Below are 14755 nucleotides of genomic sequence, written 5' to 3' on the forward strand. Positions count from 1 at the left end.
GTTTTTGGTTGGCTCGCGCTGAGAACGCTGTGAGTGGTTTGTTCAAAATCCTACACTAAATGGCGCATTCTTTCTGTTTTTTGTGACGTTGCTTGTATTTTTCCGATATTCCAAAACAACCAATCGGCGCGACCGCGCAATGATCTCGCAAGGAGCTATGGATGCCTGAGCCACTCGTTTTACTGCCTGGAATGATGTGCGATGCACGATTGTACGGGCCTCAGATCAAAGCCTTCGGTCGTGACCGTGCCATCCAGATTGCTCCGATCAGTGCCCATGAGAATGTCGAAACTATGGCCGTCGATATTTTGAACGCAGCACCGTCCAGCTTTGCTCTTGCGGGGCTGTCCATGGGCGGCATTGTCGCGATGGAGGTGGCGCGCCGCGCGGGCGGGCGTGTAACGCGATTGGCGTTAATGGATACCAATTCATTGTCAGAGACACCAACCTATGCTGCCGCGCGAGAGCCACAAATCGCCCGCGTTCTGGCGGGGTCTTTGGTCGAGGTGATCCGAGAAGATATGAACCCAGATTATCTGGCACCAGGGGCAGGACGCCAAGCGGTGTTGGACTTGGTTATGGATATGGCCTTGGAAATGGGTGAGGGGGTGTACCTGCGCCAATCACGTGCATTGCAGCGCCGCCCAGACCAACAAAGTACATTGCGCAAGTTGAAGATCCCGACACTGATCTTATGCGGCGAATACGACGCGCTTTGCCCTGTGGCCCGCCATCAATTCATGGCGGAGCTGATCGAGGGCGCGGTGTTGAACATCGTGCCCAATGCCGGCCATTTGCCGACATTGGAGCAACCTGAAGCGGTCAATGCCGCCATGAAAGCTTGGCTCGAGGCCTAAGCTTTCTTTTTCTTAAGCGGAGCTACGTTGCTTTTGGGCACGTCGGAATTCGCGTCAATGAACTCCAAAACCAGCGGGCGAATGTTTTTGCGCCAGCTTTTACCTGCAAAAATGCCGTAGTGACCTGCACCGGGTTCCACGTGAGACGCTTTCTTGTCGTCGGGCAAGCCAGTGCAAAGGTCCAATGCTGCGATGCACTGACCAGGGGCGGAGATATCATCCTCGGACCCTTCAACGGATTTCACCGCTACGGATGTGATCTTGCTCATGTCGACGGGTTTTCCGTTGACCACAAAGCGATTGTCGGCAATTTCGCGACCTTTGAAGATGCGCTCTACCGTTGAAAGGTAGAATTCGGCGGTCATATCCATCACCGACAGGTATTCGTCGTAGAACCGGTTATGCTTGTCGTGTTCTTGAGCCTCGTCTTGGGCCACACGCATGATTTGTTCTGAGAAGGCTGTACTATGACGTTCCGCGTTCATGGACATGAAGGACGACAGTTGCAAAAGGCCCGGATAGACCTTGCGACCAACGCCTTTGTATTTGAAGCCAACGCGTTGGATGGCGGATTCCTCTAGCTGTCCCATCGTAATTCTGCGACCAAAGTCGGTCACATCAGTGGCCGCTGCATCTGGGTCGATTGGACCACCGATCAACGTCAGTGAGCGCGGCTGTGCCGATGGGTCTTCTTCCGCCAGATAGGCCGTCGCAGCCAGCGCCAATGGGGCAGGCTGGCATACGGCGATAACGTGAGTGTCGGGGCCGAGTTCTCGAAGGAAATCAACCAGATAAAGGGTGTAATCCTCGACGTCGAACTTGCCTTCGCTGACGGGGATGTCGCGGGCATTGTGCCAATCGGTTGTGTAGACTTCCGCATCGGGCAGCAGACTAACAACAGTGGAGCGCAGCAGCGTGGCGTAGTGACCGGACATTGGGGCGACCAGCAAAATCTTGCGATCCTTTGTGGGGCGGTCATCGACTTTGAAGTGGATCAGGTCGCCAAAGGCCTTCGCGACGGTAACTTCTACGTCCACCAGATGGTCGCGGCCATCTTCGCCAACGACGGAGGCGATGTTCCAATCCGGTTTAGTTACCATACGAGAAAAGGAGCGTTCCGTAACCTCGCCCCAAGCGCCCAGCATTTTGAAGAACGGGTTTGCGTTCCCCACTGCAGGAAAGGCCCCCATGGCTTGCGCCGTCGCACCCAACCATTGATTGGTGACGCGCATAGTTTCCATCAGGTCATAAGTTGCCATATACTTCACAGGAGGCTCCTTTCGAGCTTAAACTTTGCCACTATGGAAATTCGTGATTTGCTTTGAGAGCAGGAGACGTTATTTCGCAGTTGCAGCATCAAGATATTGTGGAACGCATGAGATGACAACCAAAACTGACAATGTGAGTGACAATGACGCCGCCGAGAAGCTGGAACGGTTGAATGAGAACCTCGCGAAGATGGACGAATTATCCAAGCGTCTCGTTGCTGCGATGGGCAAGAAAAAGTCCGCAGACCATGGGCTTCAGGCCCCGGGGCAGGAAGTCTACGTGCAAGCCGTCGCCGCTTATATGGCGGAAATGATGAACAACCCATCAAAAATTCTTGAGCAGCAAGTGAATTACTGGGGGAAATCCCTAAAACATTATGTAGATGCGCAGCAACAACTGGCGAATGGCAAGATTGAGCCGCCGGAAGATAAAGGCCCAAGCGATCGTCGTTTCAAGTCAGAACTGTGGGACACGCACCCGTATTTCAACTTTATCAAGCAACAGTACATGTACTCCTCTGAAGCAATTACCGATGCAGTTCAGGGGCTTGAAGGGTTAGAGGCGCATGAGAAGGGGCGTGTTTCTTTCTTTGCGCAACAAATCGTGGATATGTTCGCGCCCACCAATTTCCTCGCTACAAACCCCGATGCGCTTTCGCGCGCGGTTGAGACCGACGGCGCCTCTTTGGTACAAGGGTTGGAGAACCTCGTTCACGACATCGAGGCCAATGAAGGTGACCTGCTTGTCAGCTTGGCGGACGAAACCGCCTTCAAGATTGGTGAAAACATCGCCGCGACCGAAGGGTCGGTTGTTTACCGCAACAAGATGTTTGAATTGATCCAGTACAAACCCACCACCGAGAAGGTTCACGCGACCCCCATCGTGATTTTCCCGCCGTGGATTAACAAATTCTACGTGATGGACCTCAAACCGCAGAACTCTTTGATCAAATGGTTGGTCGATCAGGGGCACACGCTCTTTATCGTATCTTGGATCAATCCCGATGAAAGCTACGCGGATGTTGGTCTCGATACTTATGTGGACGATGGCTACCTAACTGTTTTTGAACAGGTAAAGAAGATTACTGGGCAAAAACAGTTAAACGCTGTGGGGTATTGCATTGCTGGCACCACGCTGTCGTTGGTTCTGGCCTTGCTGAAAAAGCGTGGGGACAAGACGGTTAAATCCGCGACATTCTTTACCATGCTCTCCGACTTTGAAGATCCGGGGGAGATGGGGATCTTCCTGGAGAATGACTTCGTCGACGGGATTGAGCGTCAGGTCGCGGAGAAGGGCTATTTGCACTCCTTCTTTATGTCGCGGACGTTCTCCTACCTTCGGGCCAATGATCTGGTCTATGGGCCTGCAATCCGAAGCTACATGATGGGTGAGGCGCCTCCGGCCTTTGATCTGCTCTATTGGAACGGGGACAGCACGAACCTGTCTGGGCGCTTTGTCGTTGAGTATTTGCGCGACCTTTGTCAGGACAACAAGCTTGCCAAGGGCACGATGCAGCTATTGGGCGAGACATTGGGCCTATCGGATATTGAGCTGCCAATCTGCGCGATTGCCTGCGAGACGGATCACATCGCGGCGTGGCGGGGATCCTATACGGGTATCAAACAGTTCGGCTCGAAGGATAAGACGTTCATTGTCTCGGAATCGGGGCATGTTGCGGGGATTATCAACCCGCCGTCGAAGAAGAAATATGGCCACTACACGAACGGGGACATGTCGGGCACGCAGGATGACTGGTGGGCGGGCGCTGATTTCAACGAGGGGTCTTGGTGGCCGCGTTGGGACAAGTGGTTGTCGGAGAAGTCATCCTCAATGGTTGCTGCAAGAGAGCCGGGAAGTGAGACGTTTCCTATACTTGCACCCGCTCCGGGCACCTATGTGCTAATCAAGTCGAACAAGGGATAAGCTTACTTACCCTAGTATTTTAAGGCGTAGGTGCGAGAGATCGCCCTGCGCCTTTCTTGTTTTTGGCCCAAGAAGCCTATCATTGGAAAGTTTTTTTGCTGCAGTGCAGAAAAATACTTGTAATGCTGCGGCGCGGCATGTACATATGCTGCAGACGCAAACGAAGTTACAGGGTCGCGACTGACCCAATATTATTGGAGATCAAGACAATGGCTAACAACACACAAGACTTCACTAAAGTATTCTCCGACATGGCAGCTGCATTCCCAGTAGACATGTCCGCTTACAACGAAGCAGTTAAAAACTCTGCTGCCTTGGGCGAAAAAATGTCCAAAGTTGCACTGGACGCAGCAGCAACTTCTGCTGAGCTGTCCTCCAAATGGACAAAAGAAACCCTGACAAAAATGTCCGGCGTTACTAAAGCCCAAGCAGAGCCTACAGACTACGCTAAAGCTGCTACTGACTTCGCTTCTGCAACTGCAGAATCTTCCGCAGAGCACATGGCTGCTTTCGCTGAAGTTGCGAAAAAAGTTCAAATGGAAACTGTTGAGCTGTTGATGGCTGCTGGCAAAGACATCCAAGAAGACACAACAGCCGCTGTTAAAAAAGCAACTGACGAGCTGACAGCGACTGCTAAGAAAGCAACGAAAGCTGCTTAAGCTTAGACGCTTCAAATACTGCCGCTAACTCCTCCCTTTAGCGCGCAGAATTATAGGGTGGGCCTTGGGCCCACCCTTTTTCTTTTGGGAATGCGCACTTTTAAGCTTTGCGGCTAAGTACCTTCTTCGCCGTGACAAACATCACCAAAGCCAAGGTTAACAATCCAATTGGTTGATTGGGGTTGTAGCCTTCGATTGGCTCCAACGGGCCACTGGCTTTGCTGATCTCCGCGGTGAGTTGCTGCGATTGAGTGAGGGAGAGATTGATGTCCTCGCCGCCTTCGGTAATTGCCTTTAGGGCGGATTGCAGCCCCTTCATGATTGCAACGTCTTCGCTGACTGGAGCGGTCGCCGCATTGATCAGATCCGCAATCTTGGCCGACAGCTTCAACAGATCTTTGCGTAATCGGCTCATGTTGCCCATCTTGCTGTTGTAGCTCTGCTTGATGTCAAAGTTGCCGTGCTTCTTGATCGCGCTGGCGTGGGAAATGTTAAGCAGCCCTTCCTCGGAGCGAATGGCCTTTTCCATGTTGGCCGCGCGGCCACGCCAAAGCTCAATCTTTCGCACAAGGTCCGCATGTGTTGCGGTTCCGGGTTTTACTGGCTCGCTGATCCCCAAAAGTTTGGTGATTTCTGTATCGACCTCGCCGGTGAGACGACGGATTGCAATAACTTGGCCTTCAAAATTACGCATGAGGCAATTCCTTCTAATACTCTTTAGTTTAAATATATCTCGACACTTGTAGAATGACGCGGCTTTGGCATGCTTTGCAAGTGGGGCCTGGCTTACGCCCCTTTCTTTTCTTCTGCACCTGCGCTAGCATTTTTTCTGCGTTGCAATACTGGGAGGTTTTTCGTGGCGAAATCTGATGAGACACCGTTGCTGATTAAACGTTACGCCTCGCGTCGGCTCTACAATACGGAGACCAGTGACTACGTTACGCTAGATAATATATCGGGATTCATTAAAGAGGGGCGGGATGTTCAGATTATTGACCTGAAGTCCGGCGACGACCTCACCCGTCAGTATCTGTTGCAGATCATTGCCGACAACGAGAGCAAGGGTGAAAATGTCCTTCCTATCAACGTGTTGACCGATCTTGTGCGCAGCTACACCACCAATGCTCAAAGCATTGTTCCAGACTTCCTTGCAGCAAGCTTCGACATGTTGCGCGATGGGCAAAGCAAGATGGTTGAAACCATTGCCAACCCGATTGCGGGGGTGCCAGGGTTTGAGCAGATCAAAGCGCAGCAAGAAGCCTTCATGAAAACCATGATGGGCGGTTGGAGTGCACCGGGCGCAGACAGCTCAAGTGATGCGGATGCAGCAACAACAGCCTCCACAGAAGACAACTCCGAACTTGAGGCGATCAAGAAGCAGCTTGCTGACATGCAGGCTGCTCTCTCGAAAATGGCAAAGTAAGAGGCCTGAGCGGCTTTAAAAGGCGCTTGGGTTCGGTGGTGTGAATGGTATCTTGCGCCCCACGGGGAAGCTCGATGAACGGGCTTTATCGGATTGCTGTAGGGAACTTGAATGGTCGACACTCCGGGAAAAATCACGCTTTGGCAGGTTGAAATTTTCGTCGCCGCTGCAGAGGAGCCATCGATCACGGCCGCCGCAAGCCGGCTGGGCGCTAGCCCGTCTGCCGTTAGCCAGCAATTGTCCAACCTTGAGGCCGCCCTTGGCGCGCGTTTGCTGACACGAACCGAACGACCAATGCCCTTAACCCAAGCGGGCGAATTATTCTTACGGCGTGCGCAGACAATCCTGCACGAGGCCGCAATGGCAACCTCGGAGCTGGCGCTTAAAGATTTGTCGGAGCGGATGCGGTTGCGCCTTGGGGTGATTGAAGACTTCGACGCGGACGTCACGCCGGCGCTTTTGACCGGCTTGGCCGAGAGGATGCCAAAGGCGCAGTTCTTGCTGGAAACGGGGGCCTCACACCGGCTGCTGGACCAAATGGAAGCACGCGCCTTAGATATGGTCGTCGCCGCTGAGCCGGGTGATCTGTCCCCATCCTACGAGGTGCATCCCTTGATGGAGGATCCCTTCGTGGTCGTGACCCCACGCCGGATGGTGCGTGAGGGGGCTGACCTGATGGCGACACTTAGGGTTAACCCATTGATCCTATACACATCCCGCCATGTGATGGGGCGCCAGATTGCGTCGCATTTGTCACGGGTGAAACTACAGGCATCGCACCGTTTCGAGTTGGACAGCTACCACGCCATTATGGCGATGGTGGCAAAGGGAGAGGGCTGGACGATTCTGACCCCTTTGGGCGTCATGCGGGCCAAGCGCTTCATCGAGCGGGTCGATGTGTTTGATCTGCCGTTCGAGCCGATTTCGCGGCGTATATCGTTGATGGCCCACAAGGGGGCTACGCAGGACATGCCCGCCCGCGTGGCTGATGAGATGCGCCCGTTATTTCAGCAAAGCATTGTGGAATATTGCACCCACAAAATGCCGTGGCTTAAAGATAAGATGCGTATTCTTGACTAGGAATTAGCCGCGCACATCTGTGGCGGCGGCAATAATGGCCTCCGCAATGTAGTCCAGCTCTTCGCGTGTCAGGCGGGCAGGAAGGCGGGTGTCACAGGCCTTGGCCAGCATCGCTCGGGTTTGGGGCAACTCGGGGGTGTCACCTGGAATGAATTGCCAATTCCAAAACGCACGAGCATTGTTTTCTGACAGTCCGAAGACTTGCGTGGTCACGCCGCGCGCCTTGGTGGCATCCATGAAGGCGCGGGATTGCTCAGCCGTGAAATCGTTCAAGTTGAACTGGATAGAATCCGGCGCACGTAATTCTGGGGGCAACGGGGCAGGGACGCTAAAGTAGCCACTGTCTTCTAGGCGTTTGGCCACATAGTCATGATTGCTGCGCCCGTTTGTGACGCGCCGCGCAAGTTCTGGCAGCTGCGGGCGGATCACGCAGGCGCTGAGGTTTTGCATTCTCAGGTTGTAGAGGGGCAGCTTGTTTTGCCATTTAGCGGCTTCGTCGGCGATGATGGCGTGCTTGGACCAGTTGTTTTCATACGCGCCTGACATGATGACCGCGCGAGCAACCAACTCCGCATCGTCGGTGATCATGATGCCACCTTCGCCAGCATTGATCATCTTGTAGCTTTGGAACGAGAAGCATCCAATTTTTCCCAAAGTCCCGATGTTCTTTCCATCCCATTGGGTGCCAAGCGAATGGGCAGCGTCCTCGATGACGGGTACATTGTGCAAACCAGCAAGGCGCAAAATCTCGTCCATATCAGAGGTGTGTCCACGCATGTGGCTGATCAACACAGCGTCGGCATCCACGATCTTGCGCTCTAGGTCTGCGATATCAACACGGTAGTTGTCCGCAACCTCAACCAAAACGGGCAAGCAGTCAGCGTGCACAATCGCAGACGGGACGGCGGCAAAGGTAAACGCGGGGATCAAAACCTTCGCGTCACGCGGCAAATCCAGTGCCTTTAGCGAGAGGAACAACGCGGCGGAGCAGGAGGATACTGCCAGTGCGAATTTGGCCCCTAGAAGCTCGGCAAACTCTTGCTCCAACAATGCGACGGGGGAATTTTCCGGTGCGGTGTAACGGAACAAGTCGCCAGAGCGCATCAACTCGTCGATAGCCGCGCGTGCGGCCTCGGGGATCGGCTCGGCGTTATAGGTGTTTGGGGCTTCAACAGGGAGGTCACGCATTGCAGTTTCGCCTTTTCCAAAAACTACTTTCGGAAAATCTATAACTTAATTTTAGGTAATCGAAAAGGGCTTGTGTGAACGATACCTATTGCAGATGCGGGTTTATGATAGCTAGTTCGTGTGGATTGCCGGGTCAGCAGCTTCACGTGGCTGTTTGAAAAACGCGGCAATCTTGGCTGCGAGTGCGTCATTGCTGTTGGGCTGTGACGTGTTCTCTTTGGCCTGATCCATTTTGTCGTCAGGATAGTCGGCAGTGCCTTTACGAAGACGCACGAATTCGTTGACCACGGTGCTTTGGAATTCGGGGTGGGGCTGAACCGTGAAAGCGCGCGTATCGTAGATCAGTGCCGCATTCTTACAAAAATCATTGGAGGCCACTGTGACCGCGCCTTCAGGTGCGCTCAAAACTTGATCTTGATGCCAAGCGTTCAATTGCACCGGGCCTAGGTCGTCGAAGTTGTAGTCAGTCAGCCCGACGGCCCAGCCGCCGTTATATTTTTCGACATGCCCGCCAAGGGCTTGCGCGATTATCTGATGTCCAAAGCAGATACCGACCATAGGCACGTGGGCCGCATAAGTTTGGCGGATGAAGGTTTCGAGCAGGGGAATAAAGGGGTGATCTTCATAGGCACCGTGACGTGATCCCGTTAGCAGCCAGCCGTCGCAGTCATTGATGTTGGTGGGGAACTGTAGGTGCTCCACATCGTAAGTCTCGAAGGTGAACCCATGACCATCCAGCATGTCCAGAAACATGCTGGGGAAATCCCCAAACTTGTCGATGACTTCGGGAGCTGCGTGGCCGCAGGCGAGAATTCCGATTTTCATATGGCCCTCGTTCGTCGGATGTTATGGAGTGCGGCGCCCCACCTTATGAGTTGTGGAGCAAAGTGGGCGTCGCAGGATCATTTCGCGCCTTCGCGTGCCTCTACCCGTTGCCGAGCGAGGGCGCTGTCGCGGTCATTGATCCCCAAAAGCGGAGCGATCAGACGCAATGCGCCTTCTTCTTCGTGATCACGTTCACCATCGGCGAGGACCAACTCCCACAGGGCCTCGACCACCTCCATACGGTCTTCTAGATCAACTGCGTCCTTGATGGAGCGCGTGAATTTGATCGTGTCATGGGCGGTGTCTTCGATCTCCTCGGCCTCCGCACGCAATGCCGCGGCAGCGTTGGCATCCAGATCAGGGTAATGGCGGACCAAGATGACGTCGATCTTTGCTATCTCGGAGGTGGTGTAGTCATCATTCGCGCGGGCCACGCGCACCAATAAGGCTGCGAGGGCTAGGCGGGCATCCCCCGCATCAAGGGGGGCGTCTTTAGCTGCCGTTAGGCGTTTGAAAAAATCAGCAATCATATTGGTAGAGCACCATTCATCGTGTTGGCTGTTCGTCAGCTAGCCATCATAGCCTTCGACGATCACAAGATCGGCGTCGGAGATGGGGTTTCGGATTTTGAGAGCGGCTTGGTACGCGGGGCTGTCATAGCAGGCTTGCGCGGCTTCCAGTGATGGGAATTCGAGCACAACTGTGCGCGACTTGGCTTGGCCTTCACGGACCTCTTGGGCCCCACCACGCACGACGAACCGCGCACCGTATTGCGCGAAGGGGGCTGCGTTGGCGGCTTTGTACTGCTCATAGACCTGCGGGTCTGAAATCTCAGCGTGGGCAATCCAGTAGGCTTTGGTCATGGGCATCCTTTCGGTTGCTTACTTATATTACACGTCAAGGCTTACGGCGAGGCTCTTAATCAGCGCCTGTTCCTCGGGGTGCTGAATGCCGTCCGCACTTGCCACATCCGCCAAGGCCTCAAGAAGTGCGTTCCTTTGATCGGCGGGGATGTTGGCGTTCACCAGTTCCACGAATTCCTTGGTGTCAGGGGCGGCTTTCTCTAGGCGTTCACAATCTGCACGCATCTTGGCCGCCTCCAGCGGGGAGAGATTGAACTGCGTGGCCAGAATGCGATCTACGACGCTAATTTCTGCCGCATGATAGTTGCTGTCGGCCTTGGCCATACGCACCAGTAATGCGCCCAAAGATAGCTCAGCGGTCGGAGTGGGCAGAGGCCGTGCCTCGGGGGTCGCGCGTTTGAACCACTTCTCTAGCATAGGCTACACCAATCTTGAGTTTTCCTTGGCTGCCCGCACAAAGTCGCGGAACAACGGGTGAGGGGCGAAGGGTTTCGACTTGAGTTCTGGGTGGAACTGCACGCCGATGAACCACGGGTGGTCTTTGACCTCCACGATTTCGGGGAGGCTGCCATCGGGGGACATGCCGGAGAAGATGAGGCCCTTTTCCTCAAGTGCCTCCTTGTACTTAGTGTCCACCTCGTAGCGGTGGCGATGGCGTTCCTCGATGGCGGTGTCGCCGTAAATTTCGGCCACTTTGGAGCCTTCGGTCAATGTCGCGTTATACGCGCCTAGCCGCATGGTGCCGCCCTTGTCGTCGGTTTCCTTGCGCTTGACCTTGTGGTTGCCCTGCACCCATTCCTTGAGGTGGTAAACCACTGGAGTAAAACGCTTTTCACCCGCCTCATGGTCGAACTCTTCGGAGCCCGCGTCGGTCATGCCAGCCAAGTTGCGGGCGGCCTCGACGACGGCCATTTGCATGCCAAGGCAGATGCCCAAGTAGGGGATGTTCTTTTCGCGGGCGAATTGCGCCGCTTTGATTTTGCCTTCGGTGCCGCGTTCGCCAAAGCCGCCGGGCACCAAAATGGCGTGGTAGCCTTCCAGATGCGGTGCCGCGTCTTCGCGATCAAAGACCTCGGCGTCGACCCATTCCACGCGGACCTTGACGCGGTTGGCCATGCCGCCATGCATCAAGGCCTCTTTGATCGACTTATAGGCGTCTTCAAGTTGGATGTACTTGCCCACGATGGCGATGCGAACCTCGCCTTCATAATTGTGCACGCGGTCGGAGACGTCTTCCCAAACATGCAGTTTGGGCTTGGGCGCGGGCGAGATGCCAAAGGCCTTCAACACGGCCGTGTCCAACCCCTCTTTGTGGTAGGCCAGCGGCGCGTCGTAGATGGAGCCGAGGTCGTAGGCTGCAATCACGCTGTCAGGGCGCACGTTGCAGAACAGGGCCAGCTTTTCGCGCTCTTTTTCGGGGATAGGGTGCTCGGAGCGGCAGACCAGAATGTCGGGTGCGATGCCGATGGATTGCAACTCCTTGACCGAGTGTTGCGTCGGCTTGGTCTTCAGCTCGCCCGAGGCTGCCAGGTAAGGCAGCAAGGTCAGGTGCATGAACAGGCATTCACCGCGCGGGCGCCCATGGGCGAACTGGCGGATGGCCTCGAAGAAGGGCAGGCCCTCGATGTCGCCGACGGTGCCGCCGATCTCGCAAAGCATGAAGTCGACCTCGTCGTCACCGACTTCGATGAAATCTTTGATCTCGTTGGTGACGTGAGGAATCACCTGAATCGTTTTTCCCAGATAATCGCCGCGCCGCTCTTTTTCCAAAACGGTGGAATAGACCCGACCCGATGAGATGGAATCACTATTGCGCGCCGCGACGCCGGTGAAGCGCTCGTAGTGACCAAGGTCCAGATCGGTTTCCGCACCGTCGTCAGTGACGAAAACTTCGCCGTGTTCAAACGGGCTCATGGTGCCCGGATCGACGTTCAAATAGGGGTCCAGCTTGCGCAGGCGAACCGAGTAGCCGCGTGCTTGCAGCAATGCACCAAGGGCCGCCGATGCCAAGCCTTTGCCTAAAGAGGAAACCACCCCGCCTGTGATGAATACGTATCTTGCCATGGCTGGATGTGTCCCGTGTAACCTGAATATTAGTGGTGTTTCAGGGCATGAAAATGCCCTTACTCACGGGATTTAAGACATAAAGGATTCGGGGCGCTCCCGCAACCGTGCGCCGCAATATTATGTGGGCGGCTTAACGTAACCGCCCATAATTAGTGGTAATTTGGCTTTATTCGTCGACGCGTGGCGGGGCCAAAGGTGCGTCACCCGAGGATGGTAGGGTCGGTGGCAGCAATGCGTCACCGACGGGCGCTTCGCCTTCCGCAGGGGCCGTGATAACCGCCCCATCAAGCACCGAGCCGGTGTTGGCATTGCGCGCAGCGAGGACGGTCAGGGTGATCGAGGTGATCACGAAAGCGATGCCAAAAACCCATGTCAGCTTGCCCAAAGCCGTAATGCCAGGGCGCCCAGAGGTCGCAGCACCACCGCCACCACCGCCGACACCCAAACCGCCACCCTCAGAGCGTTGAATGAGCACGATACCGATCAAGCACAAAGCGATGATCAAGTGGACGGTGAGAATGATGTTTTCCATGGGGCAGTGGCCTATGACGCAATTGTTCTGCTGGTATGTAGTAGGGGCGGCGTCGTGGCGCAACCCGCCATTTGAGGGTTCCCCCCACGAACAAGCGCTTGTATACGGGCGCGGGTTTAATCTCCGAGACAAGGAATTCAGCATGGCTAATGTGGTAGTTGTCGGCGCTCAATGGGGCGACGAGGGCAAAGGCAAGATCGTGGATTGGCTGTCGGAGCGTGCAGACGTCATCGCGCGCTTCCAAGGTGGTCACAACGCGGGCCATACTTTGGTCATCGACGGCAAGGTCTACAAACTGTCGCTATTGCCTTCTGGCATTGTGCGCGGGGGCAAGTTGTCGGTCATCGGCAACGGGGTTGTTTTGGACCCGTGGCACTTGGAAAAAGAGATCGCGTTGTTGCAGGGCCAAGATGTTGAGATCAACGCCGATAACCTGATGATCGCGGAAAACACGCCGCTGATCCTGCCGGTACACGGCGAGTTGGACCGAGCCCGTGAGCAGGCTGCGAATCCCGGCACCAAGATCGGCACCACCGGTCGCGGCATCGGGCCAGCTTATGAAGATAAAGTAGGCCGTCGCGCCATTCGCGTAGCCGACTTGGCTGACCGCGAAACGCTGGAGACCCGTGTTGACCGGCTGCTGGAGCATCACGACACCCTGCGCCGCGGAATGGGCCTAGAGCTGGTGGATCGCGAAGCGTTGATTGAACAATTGCTCGCTATTGCACCCTCCGTGCTGCAATTTGCCGCCCCCGTTTGGAAGGTGCTGGCAGAAAAGCGCAAAGCCGGAAAGCGTATCTTGTTTGAAGGTGCGCAAGGCGCACTTCTGGACATCGACTTCGGGACATACCCGTTTGTGACATCCTCCAATGTGATCGCAGGTCAGGCCGCAACGGGATCTGGCATGGGACCGGGTGCGATTGATTTCGTCCTTGGCATCGTCAAAGCCTATACAACCCGCGTGGGCGAGGGGCCTTTCCCGTGTGAGTTGCAAGACGCCGACGGCCAGCGTTTGGGCGAGCGAGGCCATGAGTTTGGCACCGTGACAGGTCGTCAACGTCGCTGCGGCTGGTTTGATGCGGTTCTGGTGCGCCAGACTTGCGCGACGTCCGGCGTGTCCGGCATTGCGTTCACCAAGCTGGACGTGTTGGACGGCTTCGAGGAGCTGAAAATCTGCGTCGGCTACGAGCTGGACGGCAAGCGCATCGACTACCTGCCAACCGCGTCGAGCCACCAAGCCCGTTGCAAACCTATCTACGAGACCATGCCAGGTTGGTCGCAATCCACCGAGGGCGCGCGCTCTTGGGCGGATCTTCCTGCGGAGGCGATCAAATATGTGCGCCGCGTGGAGGAGCTGATCGATTGCCCAGTGGCCTTGCTGTCGACTTCGCCAGAGCGTGAAGACACCATCCTCGTCACTGACCCGTTCTCGGATTGATCTGAGATGGCCCTAAGCTACAAAGCACGCCGCCGCTGGGCGCTGGTGATCCTGATCATCGGCCTACCGCTTTATATCGCGGTGGCGTGGTCTATCTTGGGAGTGCTGGAGCGCCCCCATGTGTTGGTTGAGATTGCCATTTATGTAATCTTGGGAATCGTTTGGGCGCTGCCGTTTAAGTTTATCTTCAAGGGCATCGGTCAGGCCGATCCGGACGCGGACGAGTAGACGTGTCTGGGGGCTTGGTTGTGCGACCGCTAGGGATCAAAAGGATACCCCATGACCGACCCCACCACGATTAAGAGCTGGCACGCTCATATCTACTTCGATGCGGACACGGTTGATCAGGCCCGCGCATTGGCCGACGCGGCCGAGGCGACGTTTGATCTGGCAAAGGGGCGGGTGCATGAACGCGAGGTTGGCCCGCATCCCATGTGGTCATGCCAGTTGGGGTGCAGCCCAGAGGTGTTTGCCGAACTCGCACCATGGCTGGCGCTCAATCGCGGTGAACTTATTGTTTTTGCGCACCCGGAAACAGGTGACCATCTGGCAGATCACCGTGACCATGCGGTGTGGTTTGGTGGGTTCCTACAGCTAGAGCTAGATATGTTCGGTTGACTGGCAGCAAAGA

The 14755-nt window shown here is 55.5% G+C and carries 17 protein-coding genes; 8 read left to right on the forward strand and 9 right to left on the reverse strand.

Features of this window, described 5'->3' with window-relative positions:
• Nucleotides 1–161 precede the first annotated feature (161 nt).
• A complete protein-coding gene (locus ABJN86_RS14520) occupies nucleotides 162–857 on the forward strand; it encodes an alpha/beta fold hydrolase (RefSeq protein ID WP_348363290.1) in 696 nt (231 codons plus the stop codon).
• On the opposite strand, the gene phaZ is transcribed toward ABJN86_RS14520, so the two are convergent.
• A complete protein-coding gene (gene phaZ, locus ABJN86_RS14525; protein ID WP_348363288.1) occupies nucleotides 854–2125 on the reverse strand; it encodes a polyhydroxyalkanoate depolymerase in 1272 nt (423 codons plus the stop codon). The two genes, ABJN86_RS14520 and phaZ, sit on opposite strands and share 4 nt — an antisense overlap.
• Nucleotides 2126–2237: 112 nt before the next feature.
• On the opposite strand from phaZ, the gene phaC reads away from it, so the two are divergent.
• Nucleotides 2238–4049, forward strand: coding sequence for a class I poly(R)-hydroxyalkanoic acid synthase (phaC, locus tag ABJN86_RS14530; RefSeq protein ID WP_348363286.1), 1812 nt, complete (start codon nucleotides 2238–2240; stop codon nucleotides 4047–4049).
• A gap of 209 nt (nucleotides 4050–4258) precedes the next feature.
• Nucleotides 4259–4708 carry a phasin, PhaP gene (locus tag ABJN86_RS14535; protein WP_348363284.1) on the forward strand — a complete coding sequence of 150 codons (450 nt, stop codon included), beginning with the start codon at nucleotides 4259–4261 and terminating at the stop codon, nucleotides 4706–4708.
• A gap of 100 nt (nucleotides 4709–4808) precedes the next feature.
• Here ABJN86_RS14535 and ABJN86_RS14540 read toward each other — a convergent pair whose 3' ends face one another.
• Nucleotides 4809–5402, reverse strand: coding sequence for a hypothetical protein (locus tag ABJN86_RS14540; RefSeq protein ID WP_348363283.1), 594 nt, complete (start codon nucleotides 5400–5402; stop codon nucleotides 4809–4811).
• Nucleotides 5403–5564: 162 nt separating this feature from the next.
• Between ABJN86_RS14540 and phaR the strand changes: the two genes are divergently transcribed.
• Nucleotides 5565–6131, forward strand: a complete 567-nt coding sequence (gene phaR, locus ABJN86_RS14545) for a polyhydroxyalkanoate synthesis repressor PhaR (protein ID WP_348363281.1) — start codon at nucleotides 5565–5567, stop codon at nucleotides 6129–6131.
• A gap of 111 nt (nucleotides 6132–6242) precedes the next feature.
• Nucleotides 6243–7211, forward strand: coding sequence for a LysR family transcriptional regulator (locus ABJN86_RS14550; RefSeq protein ID WP_348363279.1), 969 nt, complete (start codon nucleotides 6243–6245; stop codon nucleotides 7209–7211).
• 3 nt (nucleotides 7212–7214) lie between these two features.
• Here the strand turns inward: ABJN86_RS14550 and ABJN86_RS14555 are convergent, their stop codons facing one another.
• The 7 genes from ABJN86_RS14555 to secG form a co-directional block, all read right to left on the reverse strand.
• On the reverse strand, nucleotides 7215–8399 hold the full coding sequence (locus ABJN86_RS14555; RefSeq protein ID WP_348363278.1) for an aminotransferase class I/II-fold pyridoxal phosphate-dependent enzyme: 1185 nt from the start codon (nucleotides 8397–8399) through the stop codon (nucleotides 7215–7217).
• Nucleotides 8400–8510: 111 nt separating this feature from the next.
• Entirely contained in the window at nucleotides 8511–9224 is a 714-nt protein-coding gene (locus tag ABJN86_RS14560) for a type 1 glutamine amidotransferase (RefSeq protein WP_348363276.1), read from the reverse strand.
• Between the two features lie 77 nt (nucleotides 9225–9301).
• A complete protein-coding gene (locus ABJN86_RS14565) occupies nucleotides 9302–9754 on the reverse strand; it encodes a TerB family tellurite resistance protein (protein ID WP_348363275.1) in 453 nt (150 codons plus the stop codon).
• 39 nt (nucleotides 9755–9793) lie between these two features.
• Nucleotides 9794–10087 (reverse strand): DUF1330 domain-containing protein, encoded by a 294-nt coding sequence (locus ABJN86_RS14570; protein ID WP_348363274.1) that lies wholly within the window; start codon nucleotides 10085–10087, stop codon nucleotides 9794–9796.
• 27 nt (nucleotides 10088–10114) lie between these two features.
• On the reverse strand, nucleotides 10115–10504 hold the full coding sequence (locus tag ABJN86_RS14575; RefSeq protein ID WP_348363272.1) for a TerB family tellurite resistance protein: 390 nt from the start codon (nucleotides 10502–10504) through the stop codon (nucleotides 10115–10117).
• 3 nt (nucleotides 10505–10507) lie between these two features.
• Nucleotides 10508–12151, reverse strand: coding sequence for a CTP synthase (locus tag ABJN86_RS14580; RefSeq protein WP_348363271.1), 1644 nt, complete (start codon nucleotides 12149–12151; stop codon nucleotides 10508–10510).
• Between the two features lie 169 nt (nucleotides 12152–12320).
• Entirely contained in the window at nucleotides 12321–12686 is a 366-nt protein-coding gene (gene secG, locus ABJN86_RS14585) for a preprotein translocase subunit SecG (protein ID WP_348363270.1), read from the reverse strand.
• A 142-nt stretch (nucleotides 12687–12828) separates the two neighbouring features.
• On the opposite strand from secG, the gene ABJN86_RS14590 reads away from it, so the two are divergent.
• Genes ABJN86_RS14590 through ABJN86_RS14600 form a run of 3 tightly spaced genes read left to right on the forward strand, consistent with a single transcriptional unit; the run spans nucleotide 12829 to nucleotide 14742 of the window.
• Complete coding sequence (locus tag ABJN86_RS14590) at nucleotides 12829–14124, forward strand: adenylosuccinate synthase (RefSeq protein ID WP_348363269.1); 1296 nt, start codon at nucleotides 12829–12831, stop codon at nucleotides 14122–14124.
• Nucleotides 14125–14130: 6 nt separating this feature from the next.
• On the forward strand, nucleotides 14131–14352 hold the full coding sequence (locus ABJN86_RS14595; protein WP_348363268.1) for a DUF2842 domain-containing protein: 222 nt from the start codon (nucleotides 14131–14133) through the stop codon (nucleotides 14350–14352).
• Nucleotides 14353–14403: 51 nt separating this feature from the next.
• Nucleotides 14404–14742 carry a DOPA 4,5-dioxygenase family protein gene (locus tag ABJN86_RS14600; RefSeq protein WP_348363267.1) on the forward strand — a complete coding sequence of 113 codons (339 nt, stop codon included), beginning with the start codon at nucleotides 14404–14406 and terminating at the stop codon, nucleotides 14740–14742.
• Nucleotides 14743–14755 lie beyond the last annotated feature (13 nt).

Origin of the sequence: Litoreibacter sp., assembly GCF_039974535.1 — a bacterium.
GTDB lineage: Bacteria > Pseudomonadota > Alphaproteobacteria > Rhodobacterales > Rhodobacteraceae > Litoreibacter.